Origin of the sequence: Pseudomonas sp. QS1027, from assembly GCF_002814235.1 — a bacterium.
In the GTDB taxonomy this organism is placed as follows: domain Bacteria; phylum Pseudomonadota; class Gammaproteobacteria; order Pseudomonadales; family Pseudomonadaceae; genus Aquipseudomonas.
Map to the genome: position 1 here is coordinate 78798 of NZ_PHSU01000043.1, position 17915 is coordinate 96712.

Genomic DNA, 17915 nt, shown 5'->3' on the forward strand with positions numbered 1-17915 from the left:
AACAACAACTTCGACAATGCAATGTGAGGACAACAAGAATGATTATCTACGGTGTGGCGCTGCTGGCGATCTGTACGCTGGCAGGGGTGATTCTGGGTGACATGCTCGGCGTGCTGCTGGGGGTCAAATCCAATGTCGGCGGGGTCGGGATCGCGATGATCCTGCTGATCTGCGTCCGTTTGTGGATGCACAAGCGCGGCGGCCTGACCAAGGATTGCGAGATGGGCGTCGGTTTCTGGGGCGCCATGTACATCCCGGTGGTGGTCGCCATGGCCGCCAACCAGAACGTGGTCGCGGCGCTGCACGGCGGGCCGCTGGCGCTGCTGGCGGCGATGGGGTCGGTGGTGGTCTGCGGTTGTGCGATTGCCCTGATCAGCCGGACCCATAAAGGCGATCCGCTGCCCGATGAACCGCCGGCGGTTGTACCGACCGCCACTGTCGCGGGAGGTCGCTGATATGTGGGATCTCATTGGCAAGGACCTGGGACAGAATTCGCTGATCACGGCATTCGCCGGCGTTGGCCTGGTGATGTGGGTGTCGGTGGTGCTGTCCAAGCGCCTGACCTATGGCCGGATCCACGGTTCGGCGATTGCCATCGCGATCGGCCTGGTACTGGCGTGGATCGGCGGTACGTTGACCGGCGGGCAGAAGGGCCTGGCGGATGTGGCGCTGTTTTCCGGCGTCGGGCTGATGGGCGGGGCGATGCTGCGGGACTTTGCCATCGTCGCCACGGCCTTCGAGGTCCAGGCGACCGAGGCGAAGAAGGCCGGGTTGGTGGGTGCGTTGGCGTTGCTGCTGGGCACGCTGCTGCCGTTTATTGTCGGCTCGTGCATGGCCTGGGCCTTCGGCTATCGCGATGCGGTGAGCATCACCACCATTGGGGCCGGGGCGGTGACCTATATCGTCGGGCCGGTGACCGGGGCGGCGATTGGCGCGAGTTCCGAGGTGGTGGCGCTGTCGATCGCGACGGGCTTGATCAAGGCGATCCTGGTGATGGTCGGCACACCGGTGGCGGCGCGCTGGATGGGCCTGGACAACCCGCGTTCGGCGATGGTGTTCGGTGGTTTGGCGGGCACTGTCAGCGGTGTGACCGCGGGGTTGGCGGCGACGGATCGGCGCTTGGTGCCCTATGGCGCGCTGACGGCGACTTTCCATACCGGGCTGGGTTGTCTGCTTGGGCCTTCGGTGCTGTTCTTCATTGTGCGCGGTCTGGTGGGCTGAGTATTCAGCCTAACCTGTTGGCATACATGCGGCATTCCGCCAACAGAGCCAGCAGGTTGGGATCACGCTCCTTGGCCTTGAGAAACACCACGCCGATATGCTGTTGCAGGCGGTAGCGCGCCTGCAATGGAATCAGCTTCACCCGGTTTTCATACACCGCCGCAATCCGCCCCGGCAGCAAGGCATAACCGACGCCGGAGCTGACCATGCTCAACAGCGTGAAGATATCGTTGACCTGCATCGCCACCTTCGGCTCGAACCCGGCCTGCTCGAACACCCGGTTGCCGTCCCGGTGGGTGGCGAAGCCCTGGGTCAGGGTAATGAAGGTCATGTCTTTCAGGTCCGCCAGGTCAACTTCGTCCTGTTGGGACAAGGGTGAATCGGCGGGCGTCGCCAGGAAAATATCATCGGAAAACAGCGGCAGGTGCTCGCAGTCGGAGTCGTTGGTGGTCTCATCCAGCGACACCAGGATCGCGTCCACTTCCATGTTCTTGAGCTTGTACAGCAGGTCGAAGTTCGAGCCCAGGATCAGGTCGATATTGAGTTCGCTGCGGCGGATCTTCAGGCCCATGATCAATTGCGGCACGGTTTTCACCGTCAGCGAATAGAGCGACCCGAGCTTGAAGCGCTCGGCGGAGAACCCGGCGGCTTCGCGGGTCATGCGCACACTTTCGACCACGTCCTGAATCAGCTTCTGCGCGCGCTCTTCCAGCACATAGGCACTTTCCAGCGGCGTCAGATTGCGCCCTTCGTGTTTGAACAATGGGCAGCGCAGGGCGTTTTCCAGGGAGTGGATGGCCCGGTGCACGCTGACATTGCTGGTCTGCAACTCGGCCGCCGCTCGCGCCAGGTTGCCGGTGCGCATGAAGGCCAGGAACACCTCCAGCTTTTTCAGGGTCAGCTCTTCGTCGATCAGCATGGGGCGGGCTCTTTTTCGAATGCCCCGATTGTGCCCAAGTCCCGGGGTTTTGGCTGGGGCTTTTTCAGAACCAGTGGGTTCCCAGGGCGCTACTCAGCAAACCAAGGGCGACACCGACGATGATTAACCAGATGGCATTGACCCGGCTGAAATAGACCACCGCGGCGCTGACCAGTGTCAGCAGCAAACTCAAGGTGCTGGTTTCCATACTGCGGATCAGGATGTAGCTGGCCGCGAGGATCAGGCCCACCGAGATCGGCAGCAAGGCGCGTTTGATCCGTTGGACCCACGGCGTCTCGGTGTGCTTCTCCAGCCAGCCGGCGCCGAACCAGGTCAGCATCGAGCACGGCAGCAGCTTGGCCGTCAGCGCCACCAGCGCCCCAGGCAGGCCCGCCGCCTGTTGGCCGATAAACACCAGGAACATGCCATTGGGGCCCGGCAGCGCCTGGGACAACGCGAAGAAGGCGACGAACTGGGCGTCGCTGATCCAGTTCATCTGGGTCACGGTGTAGCGGTGGATATCGCCCAGGGCCACGGTGTTGCCGCCAATGGCCATCAGGGACCAGAGCGCGCATTGGATCATCAGGTGGAACAGCACGGTCTGCATGGCTCAGGCTCGCTTGTCGATAAAACGCAGGGCAATCGACAGCGGAATGCAGATCAGCAGGACGCTCCATAACGGCAGCACCAACACCCCCATCAGGACAAAGGTCACAGCGAAGGCGCAGCCGTTGGCCAGGTTGCGCGGCATGGCCTTGAGCAGGCGCAAGGTGGTGCCGAGCATCAGCCCGGTGGCAATCGGCATGATGGCGCCGAACACCTGTTGCACCGTGTCATTGCTCCACCAGCGGGCATAGGCGAAACCCGCCAGCACGGTGATGATCGACGGAAACAGGTACAGCCCGAACAACGCCGCGCAAGCCCCGGCCAGGCCATGCTGGCGCCGGCCGTAGATGATGCTGACATTGCCGATGTTCGGGCCGGGGAAGAACTGGCCGGTGGTCAGCAGTTCGTTGAAGGCTGGCTCGTCGACCCAACGGCGGCGGTCCACCATCATCTGCCGGGCCCAGGGCATGACCCCGCCAAAACCGAACAGGCCGACCATGGCGAAGTTGTAGAAGAGTTGCCAGAGGCTGGGCGAAGGAGCAGGGGAGGTAAGTGCGGGCGCGGACATCAGCGTGGGCTCCGTTGAACGCCTGGGTTCAGGTCATGACACCGTTGATCGAGCAACGGGCCATCAGTAAAACCGGTTCGGGCGTGACACGCCAGGGGGGGACGGCCCGGCTTTCTGTTTTCTGTCCGGGTCGGTCTTTTTTTCTTAATCTATGGCGCGATATATAGAAGGTAGAGATTTTATTTTTTGTGGGAAGGTGCCTGGAGAGAGGTTCTTCCTGACGGTGTCATGCCAAGACCCTTGTGCTTTTGCCCGTCAGGCCTGAGCCTTGGGCGCAGTTGTATTGACCAAGCGAGGTAAGTGGCAGATGTATCACGGGGAACGACTCAACGCCTGGACCCATCTGGTCGGGGCCGTATTGGCGTGTATCGGGGCGATCTGGTTACTGGTGGTGGCGAGCCTGGACGGCAGCCCCTGGAAGATTGTCAGCGTAGCGATCTATGGCGTGACCCTGTTGTTGCTGTACAGCGCGTCGACGGTTTATCACAGCGTGCGCGGGCGGGCGAAGGTGATCATGCAGAAGGTCGATCATCTGTCGATCTACCTGTTGATTGCCGGGAGCTACACACCGTTTTGCCTGGTGACATTACGCGGGCCCTGGGGCTGGACGCTGTTCGGGATCGTTTGGGGCCTGGCGGTGATCGGCATGTTGCAGGAGATCAAGCCGCGTTCCGAAGCGCGGATCCTGTCCATCGTGATCTACGCGGTGATGGGCTGGATCGTGCTGGTGGCGGTCAAGCCGCTGCTCGCCGCGCTGGGGACGGCGGGGTTTGTCTGGCTGGCGACCGGTGGGGCGTTGTATACCCTGGGGATTATCTTTTTTGCCCTGGATCATCGGCTGCGGCATGCCCATGGGATCTGGCACCTGTTCGTGATTGCCGGCAGCGTGCTGCATTTTGTGGCGATTTCCTGGTATGTGATCTGAGTTACCCATTACTCAAGATCACGTACCAGGAAGGACGCGGGGTTAGAAATCGCCCCACAGCTGTTGGGCCACCGCCAGCGCCACCACTGGCGCGGTTTCGGTACGCAGCACCCGTGGGCCAAGGCGCGCCGGCAGATAACCGGCTTGCGCGGCCTGGGCCACTTCGTTGTCCGACAAGCCGCCTTCGGGCCCGATCAGGAACGCCAGTGTTCCCGGCTTGGGGTGGCTGGTCAGCGGCTCGGCCACCGGGTGCAGCACCAGCTTGAGTTCGGCTGCGGTCTGTTTCACCCACTCGGCCAGCAACAGCGGCGGATGAATCACCGGTAGCGTCGAGCGGCCGCATTGTTCGCAGGCGCTGATCGCGATCTGCCGCCAGTGGGCCAGGCGCTTGTCGGCGCGCTCGTCCTTGAGGCGGACTTCGCAGCGTTCGCTGACGATGGGAGTGATTTCGCTGACGCCCAGTTCGGTGGCTTTCTGGATCGCCCAGTCCATCCGCTCGCCCCGGGACAGGCCCTGGCCGAGGTGGATGCGCAAGGGGGATTCGGTCTGCCCGGCGAAGCTTTCGGCCAGTTGCACGCGCACGCGCTTCTTGCCGACTTCCAGCAAGGTGCCGAGGAATTCCGTGCCCGAACCGTCGAACACTTGCAGGGCGTCACCTTCGGCCATGCGCAGCACGCGGCCGATGTAGTGGGCCTGGGCCTCGGGCAGTTCGTGTTCGCCGAGGCTCAGGGGGGCGTCGATAAAGAAGCGGGACAGTCGCATGGTGAATCTCTGGATATCGAAGTGGTGTGTTGCTTGGGAGGGCCTCTTCGCGGGCAAGCTCCGCTCCCACAGGTTTTGTGTCGAGCACAACATTCGGGCTTGACTCAAATACGGTGGGAACGTTGCGGCGAAGGCGTTATCACAGGCACCGGATGAGCTCAGGCCAATATCCTAGCCCGGATCACGGAAATCCGGATGGAAATTGGCCGGCACCGCCACGCTGACACCCGTGCGGGTGGCGATATCAATCCCTTCGCTCGCGACCTCCGCCAGGAAATCGATCTGCTCCGGCGTAATGACATAAGGCGGCAGGAAATACACCACGCTGCCCAGCGGCCGCAGCAGCGCGCCGCGCTCCAGGGCGTGCTGGAAGACCTTCAGGCCACGGCGCTCCTGCCACGGATAGGCGCTCTTGCTCGCCTTGTCCTGGACCATTTCAATCGCCAGGGTCATCCCCGTCTGACGGACCTCGGCAACATGCGGATGGTCCACCAGATGCGCGGTGGAACTGGCCATCCGCTGGGCCAAAGCCTTGTTGTTCTCGATCACGTTGTCCTGTTCGAAGATATCCAGGGTCGCCAGCGCCGCCGCACAGGCCAGTGGATTGCCGGTGTAGCTGTGGGAATGCAGGAACGCCCGCAGGGTCGGATAGTCGTCGTAGAAGGCGCTGTAGACGTCCTCGGTGGTCAGGCACGCCGCCAGCGGCAGGTAGCCGCCGGTCAGGGCCTTGGACAGGCAGAGGAAATCCGGGCGGATACCGGCCTGCTCGCAGGCAAACATGGTCCCGGTACGGCCAAAGCCGACGGCGATTTCATCGTGGATCAGGTGTACGCCATACCGGTCGCAGGCCTCGCGCAGCAGCTTGAGGTAGACCGGATGGTACATGCGCATGCCGCCGGCACCCTGGATCAGCGGCTCGACGATCACCGCGGCGACGCTGGCGTGGTTTTCCGCCAGGGTCTGTTCCATGACCAGGAACATGTTGCGCGAATGCTCTTCCCAGCTCATGCCTTCCGGGCGCAGGTAGCAATCCGGGCTCGGCACCTTGATGGTGTCCAGCAGCAGGGCCTTGTAGGTTTCGGTAAACAGCGGCACATCGCCCACCGACATCGCCGCCACGGTCTCGCCGTGATAGCTGTTGGTCAGGGTCACATAACGCTTCTTGTCCGGCAGGCCACGGTTGAGCCAGTAATGAAAGCTCATCTTCAGCGCGACTTCGATACAGGACGAACCGTTGTCGGCATAGAAGCAGCGGGTCAGCCCTTCGGGCGTCATCTTGACCAAGCGTTCGGACAATTCGATAACCGGCTGATGGCTGAAACCGGCGAGGATCACGTGCTCGAGCTGGTCGACCTGGTCCTTGATCCGCTGGCCGATACGCGGGTTGCAGTGACCGAACACGTTGACCCACCAGGAACTGACCGCGTCGAGGTAGCGCTTGCCGTCGAAATCCTCCAGCCAGACGCCTTCGCCGCGCTTGATGGGGATCATCGGCAGTTGTTCGTGATCTTTCATCTGGGTGCAGGGATGCCATACCACCGCGAGGTCGCGTTGCATCCACTGGTTATTCAGGCTCATTTCCACTCTCCGGGCGCTTGTCCGCGACGCAGGCGGACACACAATCGCGCAAGCCTATGCAATGCGCGGCCGCAGGACAACCCATGGCAGCGCAGTCGCCTCAGTGTCGGGGCGAATAAAACCTCACGCCCGGGTGTTCACCGTAGCGATCGACCTTAATATTTTCTTAACCCGTTCGTCTCAGACTGATGATCGTATTTTTCGATATTTCAAAGCGAAATTTTCCGCTTTAATTCGATAGGTAAACCATTAGTCTTGGGCGCATCACTTACAGGATTCCGGCAATGCAGCTACGCAACTCATCCTCTCGCTACGGTGCTGTCAGTATCTTCCTGCATTGGGGCGTTGCCCTGGTGGTGTTTGGTCTTTTTGCGCTGGGCCTGTGGATGGTCGGGCTCGATTACTACAGCGAGTGGCGCAAGGCGGCTCCGGACCTGCATAAAAGCATCGGCCTGACCCTGTTCGGGGTCATGGTACTGCGGCTGATCTGGCGTTTTATCAGCCCGCCGCCGCCGTCACCGGCCAATCATGGTCGACTGACCCGCCTGGGTGCCAAGTTCGGTCATGCGTTCCTCTATCTCGGCCTGTTTGCCTTGATGTTTTCCGGGTACCTGATTTCCACCGCCGAAGGTGTCGGGATTCCGGTGTTCAACCTGTTTGAAGTGCCCGCCTGGATTTCCAGCATCCCCGATCAGGCGGATGTGGCCGGCAGTGTGCATTTGTTCCTGGCCTGGACGGTGGTGATCTTTGCCGTTCTCCATGGTCTGGCTGCTCTGAAACACCACTTTATCGACCGTGATGCGACGCTGACCCGCATGCTGGGTCGCAAAGCCTGATGTTCAACCTCGACTCAAAAGGAATAGAAGTATGTTGAAAAAGACTCTCGCCGCTCTGGCAATCGGTTCTGCACTGTTTGTTGCCGGTCAGGCGATGGCTGCGGATTACGTGATCGACAAGGAAGGCCAGCACGCTTTCGTCGACTTCAAGATCAGCCACCTGGGCTACAGCTTCATCACCGGTACCTTCAAGGACCTGGACGGCAAGTTCAGCTTTGATGCGACCAAGCCTGAAGACAGCAAGATCGAAGTCAACGTGCGTACCGCCAGCGTGTTCACCAACCATGCCGAGCGTGACAAGCACATCTCCAGCAAAGACTTCCTGGACGTTGCCAAGTTTGCCGATGCCAAGTTCGTTTCCACCAGCGTCAAGTCCACTGGCAAGAATGCCGATGGTAAAGACACGGCTGACGTGACGGGCGACCTGACCCTGCACGGCGTGACCAAGTCGATCGTGGTCAAGGCCACCTTCCTGGGTGAAGGCAAGGATCCATGGGGCGGCTACCGTGCTGGTTTCGAAGGTGTAGCGCATATCAAGCGTTCGGACTTCGGCAAGATGATGGACCTGGGTCCAGCGTCCGATGCGGTAGAGCTGTATGTTTCGTTTGAAGGTGTGAAAGCGAAGTAATGCTGAGTCTGTAGGAGCAGGGCTTGCCCGCGAAGCTTTTGGCGGTTTTGAGGACGCCTTCGCTGGCAAGCCATGCTCCTGCAGTACGGTGTTGATTTCAGCACTTTGCGCCAGACAAAAAAACGCCCCCGGCTCTCACGAACCGGGGGCGTTTTTCATTGCACCATCAACTCAGCGATTGCGAGTCAACAACGCCGGCTTTTCACCGCGAGGACGCCCTGGCAGTTGATCCAACTGCTCAGGCGTCGGGAAACGATCACTCTTCGACTCCTTATGAATGATCTTCGGCCCAGGCCCACGCGGGTTCTGCACCGCTGGCTCTTCCCGAGGCTGATCATCACGCGCCGGACGACGGTTACGCGACTCTTCACGACGGGCTTGCCCATCACGCGGAGCGCCATTACGCGGACCGCTGCGCTTGGCCGGCGGAGTCCCGGTAGTCGCGCCGTTGCTGCTGCGCGGACCATTCTGACGACCTTGCGGTTGCCCAGTACGCGGAGCGCCTGCACCCGCACCCGCAGCGCCACCCTGAGCCGGAGCTCCCGGACGACGACCACGGCCCTGAGCCGGCTTGGCCTGAGGCACGTAGTCAACGCGGTTACCGAAGTTATCCACATCGTCATCCAGGAACTCGTCCGGAGCACGATCGGCTGCCGCACGTGGCGGCTGGCTTGGCTGACGCTGTTCGCGGGCCGGAGTCCCTTCACGGGGCTTCTGCTCACGGGCCGGACGCTCACCGCGACCGTTGGCAGGGGCTTTTTCCTTGCCGCCCTTGTCCTTGCCCTTATCCCGACGACCGCCACCACCACCGCCGCCGTTCGGGCCATCGCCCTTCGGACCGCGTGGAGGCGTGCGTGGGTTACGCACATCCGGACGCTCGCGCACTTCCGGTTTCTCGGCTTCCACAGCGCTGGAATCGAAACCCATCAGGTCGCCATCGGCGATTTTCTGCTTGGTCATGCGCTCGATGCTTTTCAGCAGCTTCTCTTCGTCCGGTGCGACCAGGGAAATGGCCTCGCCCGAACGACCGGCCCGGCCAGTACGGCCGATACGGTGCACGTAGTCTTCGTCGACGTTCGGCAGTTCGAAGTTCACCACGTGTGGCAACTGGTCGATATCCAGGCCGCGCGCGGCGATATCGGTGGCCACCAGGATGCGCACTTCACCCGCCTTGAAGTCGGCCAGGGCTTTGGTGCGAGCGTTCTGGCTCTTGTTGCCGTGGATGGCGACAGCGCTCAGGCCGTGCTTGTCCAGGTACTCGGCCAGGCGGTTGGCGCCGTGCTTGGTACGGGTGAACACCAGGACCTGTTCCCAGGCGCCGGCGGTGATCAGGTGCGCCAGCAGCGAACGCTTGTGGCTCGCGGCCAGGCGGAACACACGCTGTTCGATACGCTCGACCGTGGTGTTCGGCGGCGTGACTTCGATGCGTTCCGGGTTGTGCAGCAGCTTGCCGGCGAGGTCGGTGATGTCCTTGGAGAACGTCGCCGAGAACAGCAGGTTCTGGCGCTTGGACGGCAGGCGCGCGAGGACCTTCTTCACGTCATGGACAAAGCCCATGTCGAGCATGCGGTCGGCTTCGTCCAGCACGAGGATTTCCACGTGGGACAGATCGACGCTGCCTTGGCCGCACAGGTCGAGCAAACGACCCGGGCAGGCAACCAGCACGTCGACACCGCGGGACATGGCCTGAACCTGTGGGTTCATGCCGACGCCGCCGAAGATGCAGGCGCTGACGAACTTCAGGTCGCGAGCGTAGACCTTGAAGCTCTCGTGGACCTGGGCAGCCAGTTCACGGGTCGGGGTCAGGACCAGCACGCGCGGTTGGCGCGGGCCGTGACGCTGGGATTTGTCCGGGTGACCGTTGGGAAACAACCGTTCCAGAATCGGAAGGGCGAAGCCTCCGGTTTTACCCGTACCTGTCTGTGCCGCGACCATCAGGTCGCGACCTTGCAACACGGCGGGAATAGCCCGCTGTTGCACCGGAGTAGGCTCGGTATAGCCGGCTGCCTCGATGGCAGCGACCAAAGCCTCGGAGAGACCGAGGGAAGCAAAGGACATGAGTAATCCTGTTCAGTTAGGGCTTGGCCCGATGGGAATCTTGCCTGGCGCGAATGGCGTTTCAGGTTCTGCAAGAGGAAAGCTGGCCGCATGTCTTGCGGCCCGACGAGTTTTCTTGCAGACCCCTGGGGCGCATCCCGTCCGGTCCTGCTGGGCCTTGAGGCTCTACGCACTGCTCGCGCGGGCCATTGGGCGGCGCTGGTCGCAGTGTCGGAATACCTGGTGCAAGGTCGAGCGTCCGGGCGTGAGCCTGGCGGGAAGGCCGGAGTATAACAGAGCAAACGCCGCGCGCCGCTTTCCTGCTGCTCAACGGTTTGTGCTTTCACTACCGTGGTGCCAATACGCGTGGCTTTTGTAGGAGCCGGCTTGCTGGCGATGAGGCCCGTGAGCCTTGCATCGCCTGATCGGCCGCCATCGCCAGCAAGCCGGCTCCTACAGGTCAAGGCTGCGGGTTTTTGGCCTGATCGGTGTAGCGGGCGACTAGTGCGGCATAGGCCGGTTCACGCTTGAAACGCCGCAGCTCGGCGCCGAAACGCTGGACCAGCAGGTCCATCCCGGCGTTGCGGCGAATCGCCAGGTACTGGCTTTCCCGGGCAATCACCGTCGGGTACTGCTCGACCTGGTCCTGCAACTGAAGCTGCTTGAGGAGACGCTGGCCGACCCGGCGATCGGTGATCAGCAGGTCGATGCGGCCGCGGACCAGCTTGCCGAAGTTGGCTTCGTGAGTGGGACCGTCTTCGCGCTTGAGGCCTGTGGTGTCCTTGAACACCGAGCCGTACAGATAGCCGGGCGAGGTGCCGAGGGTCAGGCCCTTGAGGTCGTCGAGGGTTGTGAACGGGTGAGGCCGGGCCTTGGCGTAGAACAACACGAACTCCACTTCCGACAGGGGCTCGCCGGGGTAGAGCAGGTGGTTGTCGCGCTCGCGGTAGTGGAAGATATCCAGGGCGCCATCGGCCTGGCCTTGTTCCAGCAGCATCAGGCAGCGTTTCCAGGGCAGGAACTGCCACTCCACCTCGACACCCAGGCGCTGGAAGACAATGGCCGTGGTTTCGTAGTCGAGCCCCTTGGCCTGGCCGTTTTCTTCGTAGACGTAGGGGGCCCAGGGTTCGGTGACAATACGCAGCTTTTCACCTTGAGCGGCGAAGCTCAGGCAAGCAAAAAACACGGCTGTCAGAAGTTGGGCAATGACGGACATGGCTGGAGATTACGATGCTAGAGCGGCGAATAGAAGCTCTGGCGCGTTTTCTCTGGAGGACTTGCGCGGGTAACGAGGTTGCAGCCCCCGGATTTCCAGGGGCTTGCAGTTTTCAGCGCGGCAGCTTCAGGTTGTTCCAGATCGCCAGGCACGGTTGCGCCTGGTTCAGGGTGTAGAAGTGCAGCCCTGGCGCGCCACCTTCCAGCAGGCGGTCGCACATCTCGCTGATCACTTGCTCGCCGAAGGCCTGGATGCTCTTGGTGTCGTCACCGTAGGCTTCCAGCTGCTTGCGGATCCAGCGTGGAATTTCCGCGCCGCAGGCGTCGGAGAAACGTGCCAGCTTGCTGTAGTTGGTGATCGGCATGATCCCCGGGACAATCGGGATATTCACGCCCATTGCCCGTACGCGCTCGACGAAATAGAAGTAGCTGTCGGCGTTGAAGAAGTACTGGGTGATCGCACTGTCGGCACCGGCGTTGGCCTTGCGCACGAAGTTGTTCAGGTCGTCTTCGAAATTGCGGGCTTGCGGGTGCATTTCCGGGTAGGCGGCGACTTCGATATGGAAGTGGCTGCCGGTCTCTTCACGAATGAAGCTCACCAGGTCATTGGCGTGCAGCAACTCGCCGCTGGCCATGCCCATGCCGGAAGGCAGGTCGCCGCGCAGGGCGACGATGCGCTGGATGCCGGCGTTCTTGTATTGCTGCAGCAGGCCGCGCAGGTCGGCTTTGCTGTCGCCGACGCAGGACAGGTGCGGCGCGGCGGGAATCTTTACTTCGCTCTCGAGCTGCAGCACGGTGTTGATCGTGCGGTCGCGGGTCGAGCCACCGGCACCGTAGGTGCAGGAGAAGAAGTCGGGGTTGTAGCTGGCCAACTGACGGGCAGTGGCGAGCAGTTTTTCTTGCCCAGCATCGGTCTTGGTCGGAAAGAACTCGAAGCTGTAGCGACGATCTTGGGACATGGAGGAAGCCTCCAGCAACAAACTACCGGCTGCAGGCAGCAAGAGCAGCGGAGGTGCGCTGGGCTCTTGAACCTGAAGCGGGCGGCCTGAAACTGTTTTGACAATTAAGGACAAGTGGAGAGCCTGGCGCGGCAAGTCGAGCTTGTGGCTCTCTCTTGCCGCTGGAAGCTTCCCGCTTGTAGCTGCTTAGTAGCGATAAGCGTGTGGCTTGAACGGACCTTCGACGGCCACGCCGATGTAGTCGGCCTGGGTCTTGGTCAGTTGGGTGACCACGCCGCCGAAGCCGCGAACCATTTCCAGGGCCACTTCTTCGTCGAGTTTCTTCGGCAGCACTTCCACGGTCAGGCGCTCGGCTTTCTGAGCGGCGGACAGGTCGGCGTACTTCTGGCCGAACAGGAAGATCTGCGCCAGTACCTGGTTGGCGAACGAGCCGTCCATGATGCGGCTCGGGTGACCGGTGGCGTTGCCCAGGTTCACCAGACGGCCTTCGGCCAGCAGGATCAGGTAGTCGTCGTTCTGTGGATCGAAATCGCCATGGCCGGTGCGGTGGATCTTGTGCACCTGTGGCTTCACTTCTTCCCATGCCCAGTTCTTGCGCATGAAAGCGGTGTCGATTTCGTTGTCGAAGTGACCGATGTTGCAGACCACGGCGCGCTTTTTCAGGGCCTTGAGCATGTTCGAATCACAGACATTCACGTTACCGGTGGTGGTCACGATCAGGTCGATCTTGCCCAGCAGGGCCGCGTCGATGCTGGCGGCGGTGCCGTCGTTCAGGCCGTTGATGAACGGCGAAACCACTTCGAAACCGTCCATGCAGGCTTGCATGGCGCAGATCGGGTCGACTTCGGAAACCTTGACGATCATGCCTTCCTGACGCAGGGACTGGGCCGAGCCCTTGCCCACGTCACCGTAGCCGATGACCAGCGCTTGCTTGCCGGACAGCAGGTGGTCGGTGCCGCGCTTGATGGCATCGTTCAGGCTGTGACGGCAGCCGTACTTGTTGTCGTTCTTGCTCTTGGTCACCGAGTCGTTGACGTTGATGGCCGGGATTTTCAGCTCGCCCTTGGCCAGCATGTCCAGCAGGCGGTGCACGCCGGTGGTGGTTTCTTCGGTCACGCCGTGGATTTTTTCCAGCATGGCCGGGTATTTCTTGTGGATGATCTCGGTCAGGTCGCCGCCGTCGTCGAGGATCATGTTGGCGTCCCAAGGCTGACCGTCCTTCAGGATGGTCTGCTCGATGCACCACTCGTACTCTTGCTCGGTTTCGCCTTTCCAGGCGAAGACCGGGATACCGGCGGCGGCGATGGCGGCAGCGGCCTGGTCCTGAGTCGAGAAAATGTTGCAGGACGACCAGCGCACTTCGGCACCCAGGACAACCAGGGTCTCGATCAGCACGGCGGTCTGGATGGTCATGTGGATGCAGCCGATGATCTTCGCGCCTTTGAGCGGCAGCTCACCGGCGTACTTGCGGCGCAGACCCATCAGGGCCGGCATTTCCGATTCGGCGATGATGGTTTCGCGACGGCCCCAGGCAGCCAGGGACATGTCGGCGACTTTGTAGTCGTTGAAATCTGCAGGCGTGTTGACAGCGCTCATTAAGAGCCTCCATTCGTAGTATGCGAATGGGCGCCGTTGTGCGTTTAGTGTCCGTGCAGGGAGCCCTGAACGAACAACGCCCCATCCGAGCCTGACAGGTCGAGCCTGCTGCAGCGCCCCTCGGACAGGTGGCGGGAAAACGGTATCAAGAGAAGATGACCGTTTTGAAACGGTGGAGATTATAACGCGGCTTTTCGGACTTGCCCAAGTTATTAGAACGCAATCTGTCGCGCCGACCCGCAGGGGTCGACGCGGAAGGTTTCCAGACGGGGGTCAGGGGTGAAAGTCGAGTTCCAGGGGCATGGAGAAATAGCCGAGGATCGAGCAGTCGTTCCCCAGCAGGGCAAAGCGGATATCGATGCCGGTACGACCGTGGGCGTTCAGGCGGCTCTCCCAGAAAAAGTCGTCCGCTGTTTCGGTTTCAATCTCCAGCAGGTTGTCGAAACGCGGCCGTGCCAGCTGGACGCCGGACCGGGTGGATGCCGTCGCGGGGCTGAGGATGCTGTTGTCCAGGACCTGCAGGTCGTGCACGAAAAGCAGGTTTTCGCCGCGCAGGGCAATCGGCGCAAAGCGAATATGCAGGCTGTCCCCGGGGGATGCCGAGAGGTTGAAGGGCTGTTCGTCCGGGCCTTGCCAGCCTTCCGGGCGGGCGCCCTGGATAAACAGGTGGCGGGCCTGGGTCGTGGTCGGCGAGTCAGCCGAGGCACTGGGGCTGGGATGATTCTCGAGCAGGGTTTCGCTGTCGAGGATGAACAGCAGGTGTCTGTCGAATGCGTCTTGGGGCATGGAGGTCTCCTTCCCTGAGTCTGCCGATGCTGGGCCCTGGCCAGGTTGCCGCGGTCAGCCGTGGCAGGCCGCCAGGGATGACGCTTCGCGTTGGCCACGAAGCGTCAGCACAACAGCCGCCTCAGTTATGGATGGTGATGAACGGATCCCAGGAGAAGTAGCCGCAAGGTTTGCAGTCGCGGTCCACGATCATGAAATTGAAGTGATAGGTCACGCGACCGGTCTCCAGTGTCTCGGACGACCAGTAGTAGTTGTCGACTTTCTGGCAGGTCGGAATGACCGGGTTGCTGGTGTTGGGCTGGGCGAACGAGGCGGTCGCCTTGCGTGGCGTCGGGGTCGAGATCAGGTTGGCGCCGACGTTGCCGATGAACCGGTAGAAAATCACCGACTTCTCGAAGCCCAGGGACAGGCTGGTTTCCCGCCAGCGGATCAGGTCGCCGACCTGCGCCTTGAGATCCAGTTCGCCACCGGCCTGGCCGCTGACCACGTTGTCCTGGTTGGTGATCATGTAGACGTGTTGCCAGTCGATCAACGTCGGCTGGTCGGGGTTGCGGCTGGGGTTGGGGTATTTTTTCAGGATGGTTTCAGTGTCAAAGCTGACGAGTACATCAGTGACTCTAGACATGTTAAGCGTCCTTACTTGGTAGTGGGTCAAGGGTGAAATGCTGGTTACCCATGGCCGTGCGGAGCTTGCGCGTCCTGCGCGTTCGTCTGATGACGCTACGTTGCCAAGTTCCGGTTGGCTGAATGCTGGGTCCGTTCCAGCAGGTCACGGTCGGAGAATAGACAAGGGCGAAAAGCTGTCAAACGACTCCGTGGATACTCGGTCATTTTTCGACTAGTGGTCATGGGTGGTTGGAGTCGGGTGGGCAAGCGTTCTACCATGAGGGCTCAGGCCTGCCGGATAGTTTCATCCGGCGGCACGACGGTCAGGAGAACGCATGAATTTCCACACCCGCAAATGGGTCAAACCCGAAGACCTCAACCCCAATGGCACGTTGTTCGGCGGTAGCCTGTTGCGCTGGATCGACGAGGAAGCGGCGATCTATGCGATTGTCCAGCTGGGCAACCAGCGCGTGGTGACCAAGTACATCTCCGAGATCAACTTTGTCAGCGCCTCGCGCCAGGGCGACATCATCGAACTGGGCATCACCGCCACCGAGTTCGGCCGCACGTCCATCACCCTGACCTGCGAAGTGCGCAACAAGATCACCCGCAAAAGCATCCTGACCGTGGAAAAGATGGTCTTCGTCAACCTCGGCGAGGATGGCCTGCCGTCGCCCCACGGACGGACCGAGATCCGCTACGTGAAGGATCAGTTCAAGGAAGACGAGGCGGCCCAGGAGTGATTCTCCGGGCTGTGGCATAAGGCTGTTTTTGGCCGGCCCGGCGCTCCGCTGAAGTATCGACCTGTGGTGAAAGACCCCGGCGCTTAAGCCGGGGTGTTGGCCAGCTGCCGATTGCGTCGCTGCAGAAAGATAAAGAACAGCGCCGCGAGCAGCGTGACGCAGCCGCTCAAGGCTCCGGTCCAGGGCAGGTCCGCCAGGTCTATGCCGCTGCCGACCACCAGTCCGCCGATCCAGGCGCCGGTGGCATTGCCCAGGTTGAAGGCACTCTGGTTCAGGGTCGAGCCCAGGTTGGGCGCTTCGTGGGCCTGGTCGATGATCAGCAGTTGCAGGATCGGGCACAGGGCAAAGGCAAAGACTCCCCACAGTACCAGGGTGATCGCCGCCGGGATGACCGAGCGGCTGGTCTGGCTGAACGCGGCCAGTACCAGCACCACCGCCAGGGCCATGCCCACCAGCGAGGGCAGCAGGCGGCTGTCGGCCAGGCGGCCGCCGAGCATGCTGCCTCCCGTCAGGCCGACGCCGAACAACAGCAGCATGAGGGTCACGCCGTGGGGGCTGACGCCGGTGACATCCTGCAGGATTGGCGCGATGTAAGTGAAGACGCTGAACAGGCTGGTCGAGGCCAGCACGCTCATGCCCAGGGCCAGCAGCACATTGGTCTTGCCCAGGACACGGAACTCGCTGGCCAGGTTGGCCTTGTCCATGGCGATATGTTTCGGTAGCCAGACCCATTGCGCGATGGCCGCGATCACGCCGATCACCGACACGGCCCAGAAGGTCGAACGCCAGCCGGCGTATTGCCCGAGGGCAGTGCCCAAGGGGACGCCGAGCACATTGGCCAGGGTCAGGCCGGTGAACATCATCGCAATCGCCTGGGCTCGCTTGTTCGGCGCGACCAGTCCGGCGGCCACCACCGAACCGATGCCGAAGAACGCGCCATGGCACAACGCCGTGACCACCCGCGCCGCCATCAGGGTGGCGTAGTTCGGCGCCAGGGCGCAGAGCATATTGCCGAGAATGAACATCAGGGTCATGCCCAGCAGCGTGGCCTTGCGCGGCATGTTCGCGGTGCCGATGGCCAGGATCGGCGCACCGAAGACCACGCCCAGGGCGTAGCCGGTGATCAGCAGGCCGGCGTTGGGAATACTGACGCCGAGGTCGCGGGCGACATCGGGGAGCAGGCCCATGATGACGAATTCGGTGGTGCCGATGCCGAAGGCGGCAACGGCGAGGGCAAGCAAGGCGAGTGGCATGCGGTTGATCTCTCTGGGCTGTGGGGCCGGGTGTACGCATGCCACTGGCCCGATCGCGAGTGAGCGATCGAGCAGAAGCGGAATTTATTGGAATAGGTCTATGCGCATGAAGTGCGGCGTGGTGCGGTCAGTATAAACAGCCACACACCGTTGGCGAATCGGTTTCTGTGGAGTGTCCGGTTATGCGCTAGTGTTGTCGGCGACGCCCCCGGGCACTCTTCAAGGACCTTGCTATGACCGCGGCTTTCTGGTGTGTATTGATTGCGTTTTGCCTGCCTTACCTGTGTATCGGCATCGCCAAGTTCAGTGGCGGCAAGTTCGGCCTGCGCCAGAACCATGATCCGCGAACCTTTCTCGCCGGTCTTGAAGGGTTCGCCAAGCGGGCCCATTCGGCGCAGTTGAACAGCTTCGAGGTGAACCCGGCCTTTGCGGCGGCGGTGATCATTGCTCATTTCGTCGGCACGGCGTCACTGGTGACCATCAATGTGCTGGCGGTGCTGTTTATCACCAGTCGCCTGCTCTACATCATCTGCTACCTGGCGGACTGGGCGATACTGCGCTCGCTGGTGTGGTTTGTCGGGATAGCCTTGATTGCGGCGTTCTTTTTCGTCTCGATCTGAAGGGCGTTTCAGTCATTGGGTTGTGCAGCGTCTGTACGGGCTTCTTCGCGGGCAAGC

At 61.7% G+C, this 17915-nt stretch carries 19 protein-coding genes and 1 riboswitch; of the genes, 7 read left to right on the top strand and 12 right to left on the bottom strand.

Going from position 1 to position 17915, the window contains the following annotated elements:
- The first annotated feature begins 38 nt into the window (after positions 1 to 38).
- Both madL and madM read left to right on the top strand, forming a co-directional pair.
- The gene (gene madL, locus CWE01_RS32450) at positions 39 to 455 is read left to right on the top strand and encodes a malonate transporter subunit MadL (protein ID WP_100944640.1); all 417 of its coding nucleotides are present in this window, start codon (positions 39 to 41) and stop codon (positions 453 to 455) included.
- Between the two features lies 1 nt (position 456).
- Complete coding sequence (gene madM, locus CWE01_RS32455; protein ID WP_100944641.1) at positions 457 to 1221, top strand: malonate transporter subunit MadM; 765 nt, start codon at positions 457 to 459, stop codon at positions 1219 to 1221.
- A 4-nt stretch (positions 1222 to 1225) separates the two neighbouring features.
- On the opposite strand, the gene CWE01_RS32460 is transcribed toward madM, so the two are convergent.
- From CWE01_RS32460 to CWE01_RS32470, 3 genes are all read right to left on the bottom strand, one after another.
- The gene (locus CWE01_RS32460) at positions 1226 to 2140 is read right to left on the bottom strand and encodes a LysR substrate-binding domain-containing protein (RefSeq protein WP_100944642.1); all 915 of its coding nucleotides are present in this window, start codon (positions 2138 to 2140) and stop codon (positions 1226 to 1228) included.
- A gap of 64 nt (positions 2141 to 2204) precedes the next feature.
- The gene (locus tag CWE01_RS32465) at positions 2205 to 2747 is read right to left on the bottom strand and encodes a chromate transporter (RefSeq protein ID WP_100944643.1); all 543 of its coding nucleotides are present in this window, start codon (positions 2745 to 2747) and stop codon (positions 2205 to 2207) included.
- A gap of 3 nt (positions 2748 to 2750) precedes the next feature.
- Positions 2751 to 3314: a chromate transporter gene (locus CWE01_RS32470; protein WP_100944644.1), complete on the bottom strand. Its 564-nt coding sequence runs from the start codon at positions 3312 to 3314 to the stop codon at positions 2751 to 2753.
- 307 nt (positions 3315 to 3621) lie between these two features.
- On the opposite strand from CWE01_RS32470, the gene CWE01_RS32475 reads away from it, so the two are divergent.
- Positions 3622 to 4239 carry a hemolysin III family protein gene (locus CWE01_RS32475; protein WP_100944645.1) on the top strand — a complete coding sequence of 206 codons (618 nt, stop codon included), beginning with the start codon at positions 3622 to 3624 and terminating at the stop codon, positions 4237 to 4239.
- A gap of 42 nt (positions 4240 to 4281) precedes the next feature.
- Here CWE01_RS32475 and CWE01_RS32480 read toward each other — a convergent pair whose 3' ends face one another.
- On the bottom strand, positions 4282 to 5001 hold the full coding sequence (locus CWE01_RS32480; protein ID WP_100944646.1) for a 16S rRNA (uracil(1498)-N(3))-methyltransferase: 720 nt from the start codon (positions 4999 to 5001) through the stop codon (positions 4282 to 4284).
- 171 nt (positions 5002 to 5172) lie between these two features.
- A complete protein-coding gene (locus tag CWE01_RS32485) occupies positions 5173 to 6579 on the bottom strand; it encodes an adenosylmethionine--8-amino-7-oxononanoate transaminase (protein ID WP_100944647.1) in 1407 nt (468 codons plus the stop codon).
- A gap of 284 nt (positions 6580 to 6863) precedes the next feature.
- On the opposite strand from CWE01_RS32485, the gene CWE01_RS32490 reads away from it, so the two are divergent.
- Together CWE01_RS32490 and CWE01_RS32495 are read left to right on the top strand one after the other, a co-directional pair.
- On the top strand, positions 6864 to 7415 hold the full coding sequence (locus CWE01_RS32490) for a cytochrome b (RefSeq protein ID WP_100944648.1): 552 nt from the start codon (positions 6864 to 6866) through the stop codon (positions 7413 to 7415).
- A gap of 31 nt (positions 7416 to 7446) precedes the next feature.
- Positions 7447 to 8043, top strand: coding sequence for a YceI family protein (locus CWE01_RS32495; protein ID WP_100944649.1), 597 nt, complete (start codon positions 7447 to 7449; stop codon positions 8041 to 8043).
- Positions 8044 to 8214: 171 nt separating this feature from the next.
- On the opposite strand, the gene CWE01_RS32500 is transcribed toward CWE01_RS32495, so the two are convergent.
- The 6 genes from CWE01_RS32500 to CWE01_RS32525 all read right to left on the bottom strand — a co-directional run bounded on the left by CWE01_RS32500 (position 8215) and on the right by CWE01_RS32525 (position 15261).
- Positions 8215 to 10101 (bottom strand): DEAD/DEAH box helicase, encoded by a 1887-nt coding sequence (locus CWE01_RS32500; protein WP_100944650.1) that lies wholly within the window; start codon positions 10099 to 10101, stop codon positions 8215 to 8217.
- 439 nt (positions 10102 to 10540) lie between these two features.
- Positions 10541 to 11296 carry an ABC transporter substrate-binding protein gene (locus CWE01_RS32505; protein ID WP_100944651.1) on the bottom strand — a complete coding sequence of 252 codons (756 nt, stop codon included), beginning with the start codon at positions 11294 to 11296 and terminating at the stop codon, positions 10541 to 10543.
- Positions 11297 to 11408: 112 nt separating this feature from the next.
- Complete coding sequence (metF, locus tag CWE01_RS32510) at positions 11409 to 12254, bottom strand: methylenetetrahydrofolate reductase [NAD(P)H] (RefSeq protein ID WP_100944652.1); 846 nt, start codon at positions 12252 to 12254, stop codon at positions 11409 to 11411.
- A gap of 186 nt (positions 12255 to 12440) precedes the next feature.
- The gene (locus tag CWE01_RS32515) at positions 12441 to 13850 is read right to left on the bottom strand and encodes an adenosylhomocysteinase (RefSeq protein WP_100944653.1); all 1410 of its coding nucleotides are present in this window, start codon (positions 13848 to 13850) and stop codon (positions 12441 to 12443) included.
- 21 nt (positions 13851 to 13871) lie between these two features.
- Positions 13872 to 13978, bottom strand: a riboswitch (S-adenosyl-L-homocysteine riboswitch).
- Positions 13979 to 14123: 145 nt separating this feature from the next.
- Positions 14124 to 14636, bottom strand: coding sequence for an AidA/PixA family protein (locus tag CWE01_RS32520; RefSeq protein ID WP_100944654.1), 513 nt, complete (start codon positions 14634 to 14636; stop codon positions 14124 to 14126).
- A 121-nt stretch (positions 14637 to 14757) separates the two neighbouring features.
- Entirely contained in the window at positions 14758 to 15261 is a 504-nt protein-coding gene (locus CWE01_RS32525) for an inclusion body family protein (RefSeq protein WP_100944655.1), read from the bottom strand.
- Between the two features lie 316 nt (positions 15262 to 15577).
- On the opposite strand from CWE01_RS32525, the gene CWE01_RS32530 reads away from it, so the two are divergent.
- Positions 15578 to 15985, top strand: coding sequence for an acyl-CoA thioesterase (locus CWE01_RS32530; protein ID WP_100944656.1), 408 nt, complete (start codon positions 15578 to 15580; stop codon positions 15983 to 15985).
- Positions 15986 to 16068: 83 nt separating this feature from the next.
- Here CWE01_RS32530 and CWE01_RS32535 read toward each other — a convergent pair whose 3' ends face one another.
- Complete coding sequence (locus CWE01_RS32535) at positions 16069 to 17238, bottom strand: MFS transporter (protein WP_100944657.1); 1170 nt, start codon at positions 17236 to 17238, stop codon at positions 16069 to 16071.
- A gap of 233 nt (positions 17239 to 17471) precedes the next feature.
- Between CWE01_RS32535 and CWE01_RS32540 the strand changes: the two genes are divergently transcribed.
- Positions 17472 to 17858, top strand: coding sequence for an MAPEG family protein (locus CWE01_RS32540; protein WP_100944658.1), 387 nt, complete (start codon positions 17472 to 17474; stop codon positions 17856 to 17858).
- Positions 17859 to 17915 lie beyond the last annotated feature (57 nt).

Bases quoted from the DNA above. Each gene is read 5' to 3' on its own strand.
- CWE01_RS32515 (WP_100944653.1), bottom strand. From the start codon at position 13,850: ATGAGCGCTGTCAACACGCCTGCAGATTTCAACGACTACAAAGTCGCC.
- CWE01_RS32495 (WP_100944649.1), top strand. From the start codon at position 7,447: ATGTTGAAAAAGACTCTCGCCGCTCTGGCAATCGGTTCTGCACTGTTT.
- madM (WP_100944641.1), top strand. From the start codon at position 457: ATGTGGGATCTCATTGGCAAGGACCTGGGACAGAATTCGCTGATCACG.
- CWE01_RS32470 (WP_100944644.1), bottom strand. From the start codon at position 3,314: ATGTCCGCGCCCGCACTTACCTCCCCTGCTCCTTCGCCCAGCCTCTGG.
- CWE01_RS32460 (WP_100944642.1), bottom strand. From the start codon at position 2,140: ATGCTGATCGACGAAGAGCTGACCCTGAAAAAGCTGGAGGTGTTCCTG.
- CWE01_RS32535 (WP_100944657.1), bottom strand. From the start codon at position 17,238: ATGCCACTCGCCTTGCTTGCCCTCGCCGTTGCCGCCTTCGGCATCGGC.
- CWE01_RS32500 (WP_100944650.1), bottom strand. From the start codon at position 10,101: ATGTCCTTTGCTTCCCTCGGTCTCTCCGAGGCTTTGGTCGCTGCCATC.
- metF (WP_100944652.1), bottom strand. From the start codon at position 12,254: ATGTCCCAAGATCGTCGCTACAGCTTCGAGTTCTTTCCGACCAAGACC.
- CWE01_RS32475 (WP_100944645.1), top strand. From the start codon at position 3,622: ATGTATCACGGGGAACGACTCAACGCCTGGACCCATCTGGTCGGGGCC.
- CWE01_RS32480 (WP_100944646.1), bottom strand. From the start codon at position 5,001: ATGCGACTGTCCCGCTTCTTTATCGACGCCCCCCTGAGCCTCGGCGAA.
- madL (WP_100944640.1), top strand. From the start codon at position 39: ATGATTATCTACGGTGTGGCGCTGCTGGCGATCTGTACGCTGGCAGGG.
- CWE01_RS32525 (WP_100944655.1), bottom strand. From the start codon at position 15,261: ATGTCTAGAGTCACTGATGTACTCGTCAGCTTTGACACTGAAACCATC.
- CWE01_RS32540 (WP_100944658.1), top strand. From the start codon at position 17,472: ATGACCGCGGCTTTCTGGTGTGTATTGATTGCGTTTTGCCTGCCTTAC.
- CWE01_RS32530 (WP_100944656.1), top strand. From the start codon at position 15,578: ATGAATTTCCACACCCGCAAATGGGTCAAACCCGAAGACCTCAACCCC.
- CWE01_RS32505 (WP_100944651.1), bottom strand. From the start codon at position 11,296: ATGTCCGTCATTGCCCAACTTCTGACAGCCGTGTTTTTTGCTTGCCTG.
- CWE01_RS32465 (WP_100944643.1), bottom strand. From the start codon at position 2,747: ATGCAGACCGTGCTGTTCCACCTGATGATCCAATGCGCGCTCTGGTCC.
- CWE01_RS32485 (WP_100944647.1), bottom strand. From the start codon at position 6,579: ATGAGCCTGAATAACCAGTGGATGCAACGCGACCTCGCGGTGGTATGG.
- CWE01_RS32520 (WP_100944654.1), bottom strand. From the start codon at position 14,636: ATGCCCCAAGACGCATTCGACAGACACCTGCTGTTCATCCTCGACAGC.
- CWE01_RS32490 (WP_100944648.1), top strand. From the start codon at position 6,864: ATGCAGCTACGCAACTCATCCTCTCGCTACGGTGCTGTCAGTATCTTC.